Origin of the sequence: Kribbella sp. CCNWLW201, from assembly GCF_037203805.1 — a bacterium.
GTDB lineage: Bacteria > Actinomycetota > Actinomycetes > Propionibacteriales > Kribbellaceae > Kribbella.
Map to the genome: position 1 here is coordinate 1,000,953 of NZ_JBBCBQ010000002.1, position 15,230 is coordinate 1,016,182.

Here is a 15,230-nt window from a genome sequence, read left to right on the forward strand (position 1 = left end):
AGCCCCCCGACAAAGTCTTGAACGAAACAGACATCACTCCGCCTGCTCACGGTTCGAAGCGGTAGCCCATTCCTGGTTCGGTGAGGAGGTGTTTGGGGCGGGCTGGGTCGGGCTCCAGTTTGCGGCGGAGTTGGCCCATGTAGAAGCGCAGGTTGCCGCTCGCGGTCTCGTAGCCGGGGCCCCAGACCTCGGTGAGGAGCTGGCGCTGGGACATGAGCTTGCCCGGGTGCCGGACCAGGACTTCGAGCAGGTGCCACTCGGTCGGAGTGAGGCGGATGTCCTCACCCGTCTCCAGGGTGACCCGCTTGGCGGCCAGGTCGACGGACGCGCCGCCGACCGTCACCACCGGCTGGTCCTGGGCGAGGTTGCTGCGACGCAGTACGGCGCGCATCCGGGCCAGCAACTCGTCGATCCCGAACGGCTTGGTCACGTAGTCGTCCGCGCCGGCGTCCAGCGCCTCGACCTTGTCCGTCTGATCGGTCCGGCCGGACAACACCAGGATCGGCGCCTCGGTCCAGCCGCGCAGTCCACGGATCACCTCGACACCGTCGAAGTCCGGCAACCCCAGGTCGAGGATCACCAGCTCCGGCGGGTGCTGCGCCGCCACCTTCAACGCCGCCGTACCCGAGCCTGCCAGATGCACCTCATACCCACGGGCCTTCAGATTGATCTGCAAGGCCCGCACGATCTGCGGTTCGTCGTCGACCACCAAGACCCTGGTCATAATTCCTCCGACGATGGCGCGGACCGTTCGCGGGCTCCCGGGACGGGTACGTCGGCCGGGCGTAGTGACGCGGTCGGGATCGCGATCACCATGGTCAGCCCACCACCCGGGGTGTCCTCCGGCTGCAGGGTGCCCTGCATCGCCTCGGCCAGACCACGCGCCAAAGCCAGACCCAGCCCGACGCCGACCGTGTTGTCGGTGTCGCCGAGCCGCTGGAACGGCGCGAACACCCGGTCCCGGTCCGCGCGCGGAATCCCCGGTCCCCGATCGATCACCCGGATCTCCACGGTGTCGCCGAGCGCGCTGCCCGTTACGATCGGCGGACGGCCGGGCGGCGAGTAGCGGATCGCGTTCCCGAGCAGGTTCGCGATCACTCGCTCGAGCAGGGCCGGGTCGGCCTCGACCAACGGCAGCGTGTGCGGGATGTCCACGGTCACCTTGTCGCCGTCGTCACCGAGCTCAGCCAGTACGCCGGGAATCACCTCGTCCAGCGCCATCGGTCGAGTGAAGACCGGCAGTACGCCGGCCTGCAGGCGACTCAGGTCGAGCAGGTTGTCCACGAGCCGCGACAACCGGTCCAACGACTCGTCCGCGGTCTCCAGCAACTCCGCCCGCTCGGACTCGCTCCAGTCGACGTCGTCGCTGCGCAGGCTGGTCACGGACGCCTTCGCCGACGCCAGCGGCGACCGGAGATCATGGCCGACCGCCCGGAGAAGCGCCGTACGGAGTTTGTCGGCTTCTGCCAACGGCTTCGCTTCCGCGGCGGCCTCGCTCAGCCGGGCCTTGTCCACCAGGGCGGCCGCGTGTGCGGCGAACGCTCCGACCAGGCGGCGTTCGTCCGCGGCCAGGCGGCGACCCTGCAGTACGAGCACCAGGTTGTCCCGGCCGGGGATCTCCGCATCGCCGTCCTCGGGCCTGCGGCAGGTCGGCGTACCGGCGGAGGCTAGTGGTCGCCAGATCTCGGTCAGCTCGTCGTCGTCCACCCGCTCCATCAAGCAGGCGCTTGTCATCCCGAAGGCCTCCCGAACACGTTCGAGGAGTGCGGGCAGCGCGGTCTCGCCACGCAGCACGGAGCCGGCCAGGGTGGCCAGCGTCTCGGACTCGGCGGCCGCCCGGGCCGCCTGTCTCGTGCGCCTGGCCGCCCGGTCGACGACGGAGCTCACCATCGCCGCGACCAGCACGAAGATCGCCAGTGCCAGCGCGTTGTTCAACTCGGCGATCGTGAAGGTCCGCGTCGGTGGCGTGAAGAAGTAGTTCAGGACGACGGACCCGGCGATCGCGGTCACCAGCGCGGGCCACAGGCCGCCGACCAGAGCGACAACGACCACGGCGAACAGGAAGGCGAGCACGTTACTGGTCAGGTTGAGGTGGTCGCCGCCGAGTCCGAGCAGGAGCGCGAGCACCGGCGGCAGGACGACGGACAGCACGAAACCCTGGATCTTGCGCCGCCGGGACAGGCTGCCGCGCAACCGGGGCAACCGGCCGCGGCCCATCAGCGAGTGGGTGACGATGTGTACGTCGATATCGCCGGAGTCGCGGATCGTGTTGGAGCCGATCCCGGGACCGGTGAGCAGCGAGGACAGCCGGGACCGGCGGGATCCGCCGAGCACCAGCTGGGTCGCGTTCTCGGCGCGGGCGAACGTCAGCAAGGCGGCCGGGACGTCGTCACCGACCACCTGGTGGTAGGTCCCACCGAGGCTTTCGACCAGGTTGCGCTGTTCGGCCAGGCGTTTCGGGTCGGCCCCGGTCAGGCCGTCGGAGCGCGCGACGTGGACTGCGAGCAGGTCCCCACCGGAGGACCTGGCGGCGATGCGGGCGGCACGCCGGATCAGTGTCTCGCCCTCGGGGCCGCCGGTGAGGGCGACCACCACCCGTTCCCTGGCTTCCCAGGTCGAGTCGATGTCATGTTGAGCACGGTACTGCTGCAGGCCGGCGTCGACCCGGTCGGCGAGCCAGAGCAACGCGAGTTCGCGCAGGGCGGACAGGTTTCCGACCCGGAAATAGTTGCCCAGGGCAGCGTCGATCTTGTCCGCCGCGTAGACGTTGCCGTGCGCCATCCGGCGGCGCAGCGCCTCCGGGGTCATGTCGACCAGCTCGATCTGGTCGGCGGAGCGGACCACCCGATCCGGAATCTTCTCCTGCTGCGGTACGCCGGTGATCTTCTCGACCACGTCGTTGATCGACTCGAGGTGCTGGATGTTGACCGTGGAGATCACGTCGATCCCGGCCGCCAGCACCTCCTCGATGTCCTGCCAGCGCTTCTCGTTCCGGCTGCCCGGCACGTTGGTGTGCGCCATCTCGTCGATCAGCGCGACCTCGGGCCGGCGGGCCACGACGGCGTCCACGTCCATCTCGGTGAAGCTGGCACCGCGGTGATTCATGATCTTCCGCGGCACCAACTCCAAGCCTTCGAGCATCTCAGCGGTGTGCTCCCGGCCGTGGGTTTCGACGAACCCGACCACCACATCGGTACCTCGGGACAGCCGTCGCTGACCCTCGCCCAGCATCTTGTAGGTCTTCCCCACGCCGGGCGCGGCACCCAGGTAGATCCGCAGATGCCCGCGGCCGCCACTGCTCATGGTTCCACTCTCTCAGAGTGCGGCGAGAGCGTTGTTGAGCTTGACCACGTTCACCCGCGGCTCACCGAGAAAGCCCAGCGTGCGACCCTCCGTGTTCTCCTTCACCAGCTCCTGGACCTGGGCCACCGACAACCCTCGCTCCCGCGCGACCCGGTTCACCTGCAGAGCGGCGTACGCCGGACTGATGTCCGGGTCAAGCCCGCTGCCGCTCGCCGTCACCGCGTCCGGCGGGACCTGCGACGGGTCGACGCCCTCAAGCGCCGCGACCGCGGCACGCCGCTCGTCGATCAGCTTGACCAGGTCGGGGTTGTTCGGCCCGTACTGCGACGCCGCGCTACCCATCGCGTCGTAGTCGACCGCGGACGGACGGGTCTGGAACCACTTCGGGTCCGCCACCATGATCGGCTTGCCGTCGGCGTCCTTCTTCCCACTGTCCTGCGTGTAGGCCTGACCGATCAGGTCGGAGGCGGTGTCCTTGCCGTTCACCTGGACGATCGAGCCGTTCGCGTTGCCGTGGAACAGCGCCTGCGCCGCGCCGGTCATGACCAGCGGATAGATGATGCCGAGGGCAACGGTGAAGAAGAGCAGAGCCCGGATCGCGACCCCGAACTGCCGGATCGAGCCGGGGAGATTGCTTGCCATGATGTAACTACCTTTCAACGGATCCCGGGGATCAATGAGATCACCAGGTCCAGAAGTTTGATCCCGACGAACGGGGTGATCAGGCCGCCGACGCCGTACACCAGCAGGTTGCGGCGCAGCATCGCCGAGGCCGAGGACGGCTTGTACCGGACCCCGCGCAGCGCCAGCGGCACCAGCGCCACGATGACGAGTGCGTTGAACACGATGGCCGACACGATCGCCGACTCCGGCGAGTGCAGGTGCATCACGTTCAGCTTGTCCAGCCCCGGGTACGCCGCCGCGAACAACGCCGGCAGGATCGCGAAGTACTTGGCCACGTCGTTCGCGATCGAGAACGTGGTCAGCGATCCGCGGGTGATCAGCAACTGCTTGCCGATCTCGACGATCTCGATCAGCTTGGTCGGGTTGGAGTCGAGGTCGACCATGTTGCCGGCCTCCTTGGCGGCCGACGTACCGGAGTTCATCGCCACCCCGACATCGGCCTGAGCCAGCGCCGGCGCGTCGTTGGTGCCGTCACCGGTCATCGCGACCAGCCGGCCGCCCTCCTGCTCCTTCTTGATCAGCGCCATCTTGTCTTCGGGTGTCGCCTCGGCCAGGAAGTCGTCGACCCCGGCCTCCTCGGCGATCGCCTTCGCGGTCAACTGGTTGTCACCGGTGATCATCACGGTCCGGATGCCCATCGCGCGCATCTGGTCGAACCGCTCCCGCATGCCTTCCTTGACCACGTCCTTGAGGTGGATCACCCCGAGTGCCCGCGCCGTACCGTTGATGCTCTCGGCAACGACCAGCGGCGTACCGCCGGAGGCCGAGATACCGTCGACGATCTCACCGAGCCGGTGATCGGTGCTGCCGCCCTGACCGTGGATCCAGGAGTTCACCGCACCGGCCGCGCCCTTGCGGACCTGCCGGCCGTCCACGTCCACACCACTCATCCGGGTCTGCGCGGTGAACTCGACGAACGTTGCGTGCGGCAACTCTCCGGTGTGCCGTTCGCGCAACCCGTACCCGTTCTTCGCCAGTACGACGATCGACCGTCCCTCCGGTGTCTCGTCGGCGAGGCTGGACAACTGCGCCGCGTCCGCCAGCTCGGTGTCGGTGACTCCCTGGACCGGGATGAACTCCGACGCCTGCCGGTTGCCCAGCGTGATGGTGCCGGTCTTGTCCAGCAGCAGGGTGTTCACGTCACCCGCGGCCTCGACCGCGCGGCCGGACATCGCCAGGACGTTGCGCTGGACCAGCCGGTCCATGCCGGCGATACCGATCGCGGACAGCAGCGCGCCGATCGTGGTCGGGATCAGGCAGACCAGCAGCGCGACCAGCACCACGATGCTCAGATCGGTCTTCGCGTACGTCGCGAAGGTCGGCAAAGTGACCGTGGCGATCATGAAGACGATGGTCAGGCTGGCCAGCAGGATGTTCAGCGCGATCTCGTTCGGTGTCTTCTGCCGGGACGCGCCCTCGACCAGGGCGATCATCCGGTCGATGAAGCTCTCACCGGGCTTGGTGGTGATCTTCACGACGATCCGGTCCGACAGCACCTTGGTGCCCCCGGTGACCGCGCTGCGGTCGCCGCCAGACTCACGGATGACCGGGGCGGACTCGCCCGTGATCGCCGACTCGTCGACGCTGGCCACACCCTCGACGACGTCACCGTCGCCGGGGATGATCTGGCCGGCCTCGACCACGACCAGGTCGCCGAGCTTCAACTGGGTGGCAGGGATCTCCTCCTCACCGTCGTCGGTCAGCCGGCGGGCCGTGGTCTCGGTCTTCGCCCGCCGCAGGGTCTCCGCCTGGGCCTTGCCGCGTCCCTCGGCGACCGCCTCGGCCAGGTTGGCGAAGACGACGGTCAGCCAGAGCCAGACCACGATCCACCACACGAACACGCTGGAGTTGGTGAACGCCAGGATCGTGGAGGCGACCGCACCGACCTCGACCACGAACATCACCGGGTTCTTCACCATCACCCGCGGATCGAGCTTGCGCAGCGCGTCCGGCAGCGAGGTGAGCAGCATCTTCGGGTCGAACAGGCCCGATGAGGCCCGCTTGGGAACAGCCGCTTCCTTGGGTGCGGGCGGCTTCAATAGCGTGGTCACAGTCCCTCCGCGAGGGGTCCGAGAGTGAGTGCGGGGAAGTAGGTCAGACCGGTGACGATGATCACGACGCCGATCAACATCGTCACGAACAGGGCCTTGTGGGTGGGCAGCGTGCCCTGGGTCACCGGGACCGGCTGCTGCTTGGCGAACGACCCGGCCAAGGCCAGCACCAGCACGATCGGCACGAACCGGCCGAGCAGCATCACCAGCCCGAGGGCGGTGTTGTAGAACGGGATGTTCGCGCTGATCCCGCCGAACGCGCTGCCGTTGTTGTTACCGGCCGAGGTGAAGGCGTACAGCACCTCGGAGAACCCGTGCGGGCTCTCGGTGTTGAAGATCGACGCGCGGGCCACCGCCAGCCCCATCGCGATCGAGGCGCCGGCCAGGACGAGCGTCGGCGTGGTCAGGATGTACAGCGAGACCAGCTTCATCTCGCGGGCGGTGATCTTCTTCTTCAGGTACTCCGGCGTCCGCCCGACCATCAGGCCCGCGATGAACACCGTCAGTACGGCGAGCACGAGCATGCCGTAGAGACCGGTACCGACTCCACCTGGCGACACTTCGCCGAGCATCATGTGGAAGAGCGCCGTACCGCCGCCGAGTGGGGTGAACGAGTCGTGCGCCGAGTTCACTGCGCCTGTCGACGTACCCGTGGTGGAGGACGCGAAGAGTGCGGACGCCCATTCGCCGAAGCGGGTCTCCTTGCCCTCCATGGCCGCGCCGGCCGCCTGGGTCGCCGTACCCGCGCCCTGGTTCTCGAAGAACGTGGCAGCGAAGGTGAAGGCGGCCCAGAGGGTGCCCATCACACCGAGGATCGCGTAGCCCTGCCGCTTGTCGCCGACCATCAGGCCGAAGGTGCGGGTGATGCAGACCGGGATCAAGAGCAGCAGGAAGATCTCGAACAGGTTCGACAGCGGGTTCGGGTTCTCGAACGGGTGACCCGAGTTCGCGTTGTAGTAGCCGCCGCCGTTGGTGCCGAGCTCCTTGATCACCTCCTGGCTGGCCACCGGGCCGCCAGGGATGGTCTGCGTCTGGCCGACCACCGAGGTGACCTCGTGCCCGCCGGAGAAGTTCTGTACGACGCCCATCGCGACCAGCACCAGCGTGCCCACGATCGCGATCGGCAACAGGATCCGCAGCGTGGTCCGGGTCAGGTCGACCCAGAAGTTGCCCAGCCGGTCGGTCTTGGCGCGGGCGAAGCCACGGATCACCGCGACCGCGACCGCGATCCCGACTGCCGCGGAGAGGAAGTTCTGCACCGCGAGACCGGCGAACTGGACCAGGTGGCCCATCGTCTGCTCGGGCGAGTACGACTGCCAGTTGGTGTTCGAGACGAACGACGCGGCAGTGTTGAACGCCAGCCCCGACTCGACATTCGGCAGCCCGAGCGACAACGGCAGGTAGGACTGCAGCCGCTGGAGCAGATACAGCAGTACGACGCTGACGGCGGAGAACGCGATCAGCGACCGGGCGTAGACGGCCCAGGTCTGGTCGGCCTTCGAGTCGACGCCGAGCAACCGGTAGGTACCCCGCTCGATCCGCAGGTCCTTGTCGGACGTGAAGACCCGGGCCATGTACCCGCCCAGCGGCCGGTACGCGGCGGCCAGGAGCGCGACCAGGAGGCCGACCTGTAACAGGCCGGCGGCGGTGTCGGACATCAGAACCTCTCGGGGAAGATCAGGGCGGCGACGAGGTAGAGGACCAGGGCCGCCGCGACCACCAGGCCGGCGATGTTCTCGGCGCTCACAACTTCTCCACTCCACGCAGCGCGAACCAGACGGCCGCGAAGACGACGACGGTGACGGCGAGATAGACCACGTCAGACATCGCGGCACCACCGCACGACAAGATTGCTCATGAGCCCACTGCACACCGCTGGCTGCCGGGTCAGGAGTGTTCTCACAGGCCTCTCACACCGGCGCGCGGAACCTCTGACGGACTTCTCACAGGCGTGTCTGGTGGGTCTCATCCACCTGATTCCGGACAGGACTTCGTCTCAGCCCGTCCAGTCCGCATACTTACGCCTGGCAATCACAGCCCCACAGACAGACGAGGGAAGAACACCTAGTGACCGAATTGGACATCGCTGCCCCCACCGAGCAGTTCTTCTCCGCGGAGACGCGGGAGGCGCTGGCCGAGGCGAGCCGCCGGCTGGCGGAGCGTCTCCAGGCCCACACCGAGGCCCTGCTGGCGATGACCGGCGACGAGGAGCAGGCCGCGCTCTACGAGCAGAACGCGGCGCTCGAGGAGATCGTCGAGGGCTGGAACGACGCCGTCTTCGAGCACACCGGTACGGCGCCGCTGCTGCTGGAGGACAGCGCCGACGAGGAGGACGACGACGACGACGAGGTCGAGCAGGACCACGTGATCAGCGTGGTGTCCCGGTTCGACCTGCGTGTGGTCGATCTGGACGCGCTGCTCGAGGCCGGCCGGGCCGCGCAGGAACGGCACCCGGCCGAGCTGGACGAGGGCGGCGACCCGGAGCCGGTGGACTCGGCCGAGCAGGCGATCTACGAGATCAGCCGTGAGGTCGGCGAGGCGTGGTTCGAGCTCCCCGGGATCGAGATGGTGGCCGGCGCCCGCGCGTACGTCGTACCGGAGAACCCGTTCGAGCCGCTCGACGCGGACGCCGAGGACGTTGTCACCGAACTCATCGCCCCGAACGGCGTCGCCACCCACGCCGAAACCTGGGCCTAGAGCAGCAGTTGACCGTCCAGCACGGTGACCGCCTGGCCCGTGAGGTAGACGCGGTCACCGGCTGAGACGACGCGGACGACACCGCCTCGGGCGGACGCCTGGTACCCGACCAGCTCGTCCCGCCCGAGGCGCTCGGCCCAGTACGGCGCCAGCCCGGTGTGCGCGCTCCCGGTCACCGGATCCTCCGGGATGCCGTGGGCAGGCGCGAAGAACCGCGACACGAAGTCGTGGTCAGCGGCCGCGGCCGTGATGATGGTCCCGCGGAACCCATCTCGCTCGGTGATCTCCGCCAGCATTCCGAGATCGGGTACGGCGGCCCGGACGGTCGCCTCATCCGCCAGCTCGACCAGCAGATCGCCGAGCGGATGGGTGCGATGGACGGCGACCGGCTCGGTGCCCAGCGCGGCTACCAGGCCCTCCGGTGCCTCGATGCGGACCGGCTCTGACACCGGAAAGTCCAGCGTGATCGCCTGGTCCTCCCTGACCTCGGCGACCAGGATCCCGGACAGGCTGGTGAACCGCACCTTGCCACTCAGCAGCCCGTCAGCGGCCATCGCATGCGTGGTGGCGAGGGTGGCATGCCCGCACATCCGCGACTCGACCTTCGGCGTGAACCAGCGCAGATCCCAGTCGGCGTCCGGGTCGTCCGACGGCCGAGTGAAGGCGGTCTCCGACAGATTCATCTCCGCCGCCACTGCCCGCATCCAGCCCTCGTCCGGCCACGGGCCCGCCGGGAGTACACAGACAGCCGCCGGATTCCCGGCGAACGGACGATCGGTGAACGCGTCAACCACTCTGATCCTCATGCGTTGACGCTATGTATTCGGAGCCGCCCGTTCCATAGCCACTTCCACACCGAGTGGCCTCATGCCATGGCGACGGCCTCGATCTCGAGGAGCCAGTTCTCCGCGTAGATGTCGCAGATGATGACGGTCAGGGCGGGCGCGTGGTCGCCGAGCACCTCCTCGCGGATCTTCGAGTTGATCGCGCGGTACTGCCGGTCGGACAGGTACGTCGTCACCTTCACCAGGTTCCGCACTCCCATCCCCGCTTCGGACAGCACCGCGAGCACGTTCCGCCAGACCATCCGGCACTGCGCCTCGAAACTCTCCGGCACCCGCCCGTGCTCGTTGCCCCAGGGCACCTGGCCGCTGACGAACACCATCCGCTGGGCCCCGTCCACCTGCACGCCGTGCGTGTAGTTGCCCACAGCCGCCGGCAGGATCGCCGGGTTCAACGGCTCGATCGCAAGCTCCGCCATACGTCGCTCCCCCTCCACTCCAACTAGATCCCCGCCCCCGGGTGTCAGTACTCCACATGTCTACCCTGCCCACCCCCAACCGCCCACCCGAGCCCCCCGATCGATAACGAACCGACAAACAAGTGACATGCCCGCCGCTAAGGTCGCCGGGCCGTCAGGCGTCGCACGCAGACAGTGCGGACACTCAGGCTCGCCAACCGCCGCGCGGGGTCTTCAGGGACTTCTCGAACCAGTGATGGGCGTACGGCTCGGCGTTGAACGCGGGAACCTCGGTGTAGCCAGCCGCGCGATAGAGCCCGATCGCCTCGACCAAGCTCCGATTGGTTTCCAGTCGTACGACGCTCGCACCCTTCGCAGCCGCCTCACGCTCGAGCTCGGCCAACAGCCGGCGGCCGAGTCCCAGACCACGCGCATCGGGTGAGACCCACATCCGCTTGATCTCGGCGGGCTCGTCACCGTGGAGCTTCAACGCCCCGCAACCGACCGGGGTCGAGTGCAGGGTCGCAACCAGCAGCAACCCGGCCGGCAACGTCAGCTCGGCGTTGTCGGCCGAGATGCTCCGCGTGTGATCGAAGTCGAACCGCTCGCCCAGCTCGTCCAAGTACGACCGCAAGCAGTACTGCGCATCCGGCTGCCGCGGATCGACGATGCTGACCTCCACCATCGACGCGGTCAGCAACCGCGTCACGTCCCCCATCGCCGCCACCAACCGCTCCCGCTGCCGCTCACTCAACGGCGCCAGGATCGAAGCGGCCAACTCGTCCGACCGCTCATCCAGCACCCGCCGCTCCGCCACCCCCTTCGGAGTCAACCGCGCGACCCGAACCCGCCCGTCATCCCCACTAGCCTCAACCCGAACCAACCCGTCCTTCTCCAGCGACCGCAACAACCGACTCAAATACCCCGAATCAAGATCAAGCCGAGCCCGCAACGACCGCACATCACACCCATCCCCGATCTCCCACAAAACCCGAGCCTGCCCCAACGACCGATCCCGAGCCATATACGCATCCCGCAACGCCCCCACCCGCTGCGTAACCACCCGATTGAACTCCCGAACCTCCCCAACACCCATCCTCTGACCATAGTCAGAGAAATAGCCCGAGCACAGTGTCTATCGCATCTTGGCGACGGTACGGCTGCCAGCGCGTCTGGTACGGATGCACCAGCCACCGAATCAGCCCCGTGGAGTCCAGTCGCGTCCCCGGCGCCGGCACCCAGTCACGATGCAACGCGCCGCCCACCAGGGCGACCCGCTCCGCAGCGATCGATCCGGATTCGAGGAAGAACCACCAATGCCGCTGCGCCGGCGCCATCGCCGTGGGGCACGACGTCTTCAACTGCTGGTTGAGCAGGGCGCCGAACTCGGGTGGGAGCTCCATGACCTCGAAGTGGTCGGCGATCAGCGCGATGTCCCAGCCATGCTCGCCCCAGACCTCGTCGACCTCCTGCCTCGTGCTGACAACCTCGCCTGCCAGTTGCGGGTCGCCACCCTGCTCATCCGGTACGGCGAGCGGAGCGACCGGCCAACCGTTGACGGCGTACCGGATCGCCCGCTCCCGCAACCGCTTCGCACGCGCACGGCGGGACCACTCGTCAAGCAACTTGCCCGACCCCGAACAGCAGCGAACTTGCCTGCACCAGCTCCGGATAGCTGTCAGCGAGCCGCGAACACTCCAGCGCGGTGCGCAGCGGATCCGGCTCCTGCAGGCTGTCCGGCAGCGCTCGGCCGTTGTAGTGAGCGTCGATCATCACGGTCAGCCAACCGCCCGGGCCGGTCAGACCGTGGATCGTCACGCCCCGCAGCCCGACGTTGGTCAGCTCGGACCGCAACTGGGCGACGGTGTGGTACGTGGTGTGCGCCATCCGGTCGTTGCGCGGACTGAACCCGTCGCGGAGGATCTCCGTGACCACCCCTTGGCGCTCGATCAGCGTATTCGCCAGCGTCGAGCCGATCAGGTTGGCGGCACGGTTGATCGCGACCACCGCGACGAACCCGCCGAGCTTGGTCACCCGGGCCGCCTCGCGGAGTGCGAGCCGTCGCTCGGACGCCTCCGCCAGGTGATACATCGGCCCGGCGAGGAAGGCGGCGTCGAACTCCTCGTTGTCCCAAGGCAGCCTCCGCGCATCCCCCAGTACGGCGCTGATGCCCGCGGCAGCCGCCTGGTCGACGTGCCGCTCAACGGGGTCGAGCAGCTCTACGTCGTACCCACGACCCTTCAGCCAGCTCGCGTGGATCCCGGGACCGCCGCCGACGTCCGCGACCGTCGCCGGTGGTGGCGGCAGGTACCGGCAGAGCAGGTCCTGTACTCGCGCGAGTTCCAGTCGTCCCTTGATCGTCGAGCTCAGCCGGCTCGCTTCGTCATAGCGCTCGGTGTAGTGCTTCTCGAGCTCCAGATGCGTCGTCATGACACGCCAGTCTGGACACGATGCACCACCCACAGCAGGGCAGATCACGGGGCAACCCGGGGCAGATCCCACTGCCCCAACCCGTTGCGTCCGAAGAAGTGTGGCTTCTAGCCCTCACTTCTTCGGACGCACGGAGGATTTGGGTCAGTCGAGGGGGCGGAGTTCGTCGGCGTAGGAGACGGAGACTCGGCGGAGGACGCCGTCTTTGACGGAGTACTGGCCCATTCGCCACAGGGGTGGGCTGTAGGCGTGGACGGTGACGCTGCCCTTGTCGAGGCCAGTGAGGCGGTGGATGTGGTCCGGGCCGAAGCCGTAGACGTCGCCGGCCTCCACCTCGGTTTCGATCGACGCGGTGCCGATGGCGAGGTTGTGTTCGACCAGCTTGCCGCGGGCGACCGCGACGGCACCCGAGGAGACGTCGTGGTCGTGCCAGCCGGTGTCGTTGACCGGCGTCCAGCAGATCAGCCAGACGTCGACGTTGGCGTCACGGTGCAGCGAGGCGAAGACGCGCTCCTCGTCGCTGTAGGCGACCTTGTCCTCCCACAGGTGCGGCTGCGCGGCGATCGACGCGGCCAACTCGGACAACTCGGCGGGATCGAGGTCGCGGCCCGGAAGGTTGTCCAGCGACAGACAGTTGTTGAGCTCCACGAGCCGGCTGGCCTGGCGCGCTGGTACGACTGGAACGTCGGTGATGGGCTGAGCAGTCACTGCACTCCCCTCTCAGGAGATGGTTGCCCGGCCCCGTACAGGAGCCGGTGTGGATTGTCGTGGCGGATCACCGCGGTCGCGGCGGCGCCTTGGCGGTGGTCGGTGATTCCGGCGTACGGCCGGTCGGTGCCGTGCACGACCTGGTCGATGCCGAGGACCCGGGCGACCGCGTCGATCCCCTGCGGGCCGTAGCTCGAGGTGTCGACGTACAGGTTGGGGTCGATGGTGCCGAGCCGGCCGCCGCGGGCGGCGAGCCGTTCGTGGTGCACGGGTGCGAGCCCAGCCGCGGCGACGAAGCACAGCCGCAACCGCGGGAACTCGCGGCGGCCGCCGTACGCGTGCCAGGCCCACCATGCGGCCTGCAGCTGGTTCGCGTAGTCGACGACCGGTGCCCACCAGCCGGGGGCGTCCTCGACCGGCTGGGCGATGCCGGGGTGGACGAGGATCGGCTTGTTCAGCCGCTCGGCCGCGGCGAGCAGCGCGCCCTGCGCGGCCCAGCCGGCAGGCGTTCCGAGGACATGCGCGGGCAACTGCAGTCCCAGGAAACCGTTGCCCAGCAGGGATTCAACACCTTGAACATCAGGCTCGCGCAGATCAACTGACGCCCACGCTTTGAAGGGCTCCGGCAACCCGGCGGCTCCGGTGTGCCACGCATCCAGCAGCGCGAGATCGCCCAGGTGCTCGATGCCGAGCGGACTCGACAGTGACACGACGGCGAGCGTCGTACCGGTGTCCTGTTCCAAAGCGACCCGCTTGTCGATCGCATGCGCCGCCGGATCGATCTCGTACGGCGCCTCGGTCGCGGTGTGCAGCGTCCAGCCGTCGAGGTACGGCGCGGTGTTGCGAGCCCGGAGCCGGTCGACGAACTCGGCCGGCCACAGGTGCTGGTGGACGTCGATCACGGCCCCTCCTCCCGATCAGATTGAAGCGCTTCAGGATGATTAGAGTGAAGCGCTTCAAAGCCTCGTCTGTCAAGTTTCTGTCCGAGCCTCGGTCTAGGCTGCTGACCATGTCCGGAAACGGCCGCAGGCCAACCCTCAAGGACATCGCCGCCGAGACTGGTTTGTCGATGGCGGCCGTGTCCTACGCACTGCGCGGCCTGCACGGAACGCCCGAGACCAGGCAGCGGGTCCAGGACGCCGCCGAGCGGCTCGGTTACCAGGCCGACCCGGTCGCCCGGGCCCTCGCCTCGGGTCGCAGCGGCTCGATCGGCGTGCTGTGCGCATCCCTGGAAGACCTGTGGCAGCAGCGGCTCGCGGCCGCGCTCGGCCGGGAGCTGCTGGCCCCGGACCGGAACGCCTGGATCATCGACTCGGCCGGCGACGCCGACCGGCAGCTCGAGCTGGCCCAGCACCTGGTCGACCACCGCGCCGACGCCATCGTGGTGATCCCGATCAACCCGGCCGCGAAGGGCTGGGCCAAGATCGCCCAGCAGGCGCCGGTGATCGCGATCGGTGACGCACTCCCGGGCGCGAAGGCGAAGTCCGAGGTCATTTTCGACAACGAGAGCGGCGTCAGTACGGCGTTGCGCAGGCTGGCCGACGCGGGTCACCGGACCGTGGCGGTGCTCAGCCCGTCGCACCGACTGGCGACCGACCGCCCGGCCGAGGAGATCGCGCAGCGGGTCGCGGCCGGGCTGAAGCTGAAGATCCGCATCATCCCCTGCCCACACGATCTGGCCGGCGCCACCGAGGTCGCCCGCGAACTGCTCAGCAGCACGCCACGCCCGACTGGCATCCTGGCCCTGGCCGACTCGATGGCCTTCGGGGTGTACGCCGCCAGCCGCGAGCTCGGCCTCCGCGTCCCGGAGGACCTGTCCCTGCTCGGGTACGACGACCAGCCGATGTCCCAGCTGCTCACGCCGCCGCTGTCCACCTTCCACTGGCCGCTCGAGGAGCTGGTCGCCGACGTCGTCGCGCGGGTCGTCTCCGCCGTGGACACCAACCGCCGCGTCCGCCGTACGACGGTCGCGCCGACCCTGATCGAGCGCGGCTCGGTCGCCGCCCCGCCCAGTACCTGAGCGCGACGACGACCGCTGAGCCACAACATCCACACCCGCGAAACTAGACTAATTCGGTGGACTTACTTCCCACTGTCCACCATGCGGAAACCCTGAC

At 68.3% G+C, this 15,230-nt stretch carries 15 protein-coding genes and 1 pseudogene; 2 read left to right on the forward strand and 14 right to left on the reverse strand.

Annotated elements, in window-relative coordinates; translation table 11 throughout:
- Nucleotides 1-46: 46 nt before the first annotated feature.
- Genes V9K99_RS14625 through kdpF form a run of 6 tightly spaced genes read right to left on the reverse strand, consistent with a single transcriptional unit; the run spans nt 47 to nt 7,785 of the window.
- Nucleotides 47-724 carry a response regulator gene (locus V9K99_RS14625; protein ID WP_337323530.1) on the reverse strand — a complete coding sequence of 226 codons (678 nt, stop codon included), beginning with the start codon at nt 722-724 and terminating at the stop codon, nt 47-49.
- Complete coding sequence (locus tag V9K99_RS14630; RefSeq protein WP_337323529.1) at nt 721-3,303, reverse strand: sensor histidine kinase; 2,583 nt, start codon at nt 3,301-3,303, stop codon at nt 721-723. Before V9K99_RS14630 ends, V9K99_RS14625 begins: the two co-directional genes overlap by 4 nt.
- Nucleotides 3,304-3,315: 12 nt before the next feature.
- Nucleotides 3,316-3,945 (reverse strand): K(+)-transporting ATPase subunit C, encoded by a 630-nt coding sequence (gene kdpC, locus V9K99_RS14635; RefSeq protein WP_337323528.1) that lies wholly within the window; start codon nt 3,943-3,945, stop codon nt 3,316-3,318.
- Between the two features lie 14 nt (nt 3,946-3,959).
- Complete coding sequence (gene kdpB / locus V9K99_RS14640) at nt 3,960-6,038, reverse strand: potassium-transporting ATPase subunit KdpB (protein WP_443137102.1); 2,079 nt, start codon at nt 6,036-6,038, stop codon at nt 3,960-3,962.
- Nucleotides 6,035-7,696, reverse strand: a complete 1,662-nt coding sequence (gene kdpA / locus V9K99_RS14645) for a potassium-transporting ATPase subunit KdpA (protein ID WP_337323527.1) — start codon at nt 7,694-7,696, stop codon at nt 6,035-6,037. The genes kdpB and kdpA overlap by 4 nt, the downstream gene beginning before the upstream one ends.
- Entirely contained in the window at nt 7,696-7,785 is a 90-nt protein-coding gene (gene kdpF, locus V9K99_RS14650; RefSeq protein WP_130442715.1) for a K(+)-transporting ATPase subunit F, read from the reverse strand. Before kdpF ends, kdpA begins: the two co-directional genes overlap by 1 nt.
- Before the next feature lie 320 nt (nt 7,786-8,105).
- On the opposite strand from kdpF, the gene V9K99_RS14655 reads away from it, so the two are divergent.
- Nucleotides 8,106-8,735 carry a hypothetical protein gene (locus V9K99_RS14655; protein WP_337323526.1) on the forward strand — a complete coding sequence of 210 codons (630 nt, stop codon included), beginning with the start codon at nt 8,106-8,108 and terminating at the stop codon, nt 8,733-8,735.
- Here V9K99_RS14655 and V9K99_RS14660 read toward each other — a convergent pair.
- The 8 genes and pseudogenes from V9K99_RS14660 to V9K99_RS14695 all read right to left on the reverse strand — a co-directional run bounded on the left by V9K99_RS14660 (nt 8,732) and on the right by V9K99_RS14695 (nt 14,015).
- Nucleotides 8,732-9,541: a PhzF family phenazine biosynthesis protein gene (locus V9K99_RS14660; protein ID WP_337323525.1), complete on the reverse strand. Its 810-nt coding sequence runs from the start codon at nt 9,539-9,541 to the stop codon at nt 8,732-8,734. The two genes, V9K99_RS14655 and V9K99_RS14660, sit on opposite strands and share 4 nt — an antisense overlap.
- Nucleotides 9,542-9,600: 59 nt before the next feature.
- Nucleotides 9,601-9,996, reverse strand: coding sequence for a RidA family protein (locus V9K99_RS14665; RefSeq protein ID WP_337323524.1), 396 nt, complete (start codon nt 9,994-9,996; stop codon nt 9,601-9,603).
- A 184-nt stretch (nt 9,997-10,180) separates the two neighbouring features.
- Complete coding sequence (locus V9K99_RS14670; RefSeq protein ID WP_337323585.1) at nt 10,181-10,777, reverse strand: GNAT family N-acetyltransferase; 597 nt, start codon at nt 10,775-10,777, stop codon at nt 10,181-10,183.
- Nucleotides 10,778-10,804: 27 nt separating this feature from the next.
- A pseudogene (locus tag V9K99_RS14675) lies at nt 10,805-11,071 on the reverse strand (MarR family transcriptional regulator); the annotation flags it as partial.
- Between the two features lie 13 nt (nt 11,072-11,084).
- The gene (locus V9K99_RS14680; protein ID WP_337323523.1) at nt 11,085-11,600 is read right to left on the reverse strand and encodes a hypothetical protein; all 516 of its coding nucleotides are present in this window, start codon (nt 11,598-11,600) and stop codon (nt 11,085-11,087) included.
- Nucleotides 11,593-12,405 carry a class I SAM-dependent methyltransferase gene (locus V9K99_RS14685; RefSeq protein WP_337323522.1) on the reverse strand — a complete coding sequence of 271 codons (813 nt, stop codon included), beginning with the start codon at nt 12,403-12,405 and terminating at the stop codon, nt 11,593-11,595. Before V9K99_RS14685 ends, V9K99_RS14680 begins: the two co-directional genes overlap by 8 nt.
- Nucleotides 12,406-12,549: 144 nt before the next feature.
- Nucleotides 12,550-13,113, reverse strand: coding sequence for a cysteine dioxygenase (locus V9K99_RS14690; RefSeq protein ID WP_337323521.1), 564 nt, complete (start codon nt 13,111-13,113; stop codon nt 12,550-12,552).
- Nucleotides 13,110-14,015 carry an amidohydrolase family protein gene (locus V9K99_RS14695; RefSeq protein WP_337323520.1) on the reverse strand — a complete coding sequence of 302 codons (906 nt, stop codon included), beginning with the start codon at nt 14,013-14,015 and terminating at the stop codon, nt 13,110-13,112. Before V9K99_RS14695 ends, V9K99_RS14690 begins: the two co-directional genes overlap by 4 nt.
- Before the next feature lie 107 nt (nt 14,016-14,122).
- On the opposite strand from V9K99_RS14695, the gene V9K99_RS14700 reads away from it, so the two are divergent.
- Nucleotides 14,123-15,133, forward strand: a complete 1,011-nt coding sequence (locus V9K99_RS14700; RefSeq protein WP_337323519.1) for a LacI family DNA-binding transcriptional regulator — start codon at nt 14,123-14,125, stop codon at nt 15,131-15,133.
- Nucleotides 15,134-15,230: the final 97 nt, after the last annotated feature.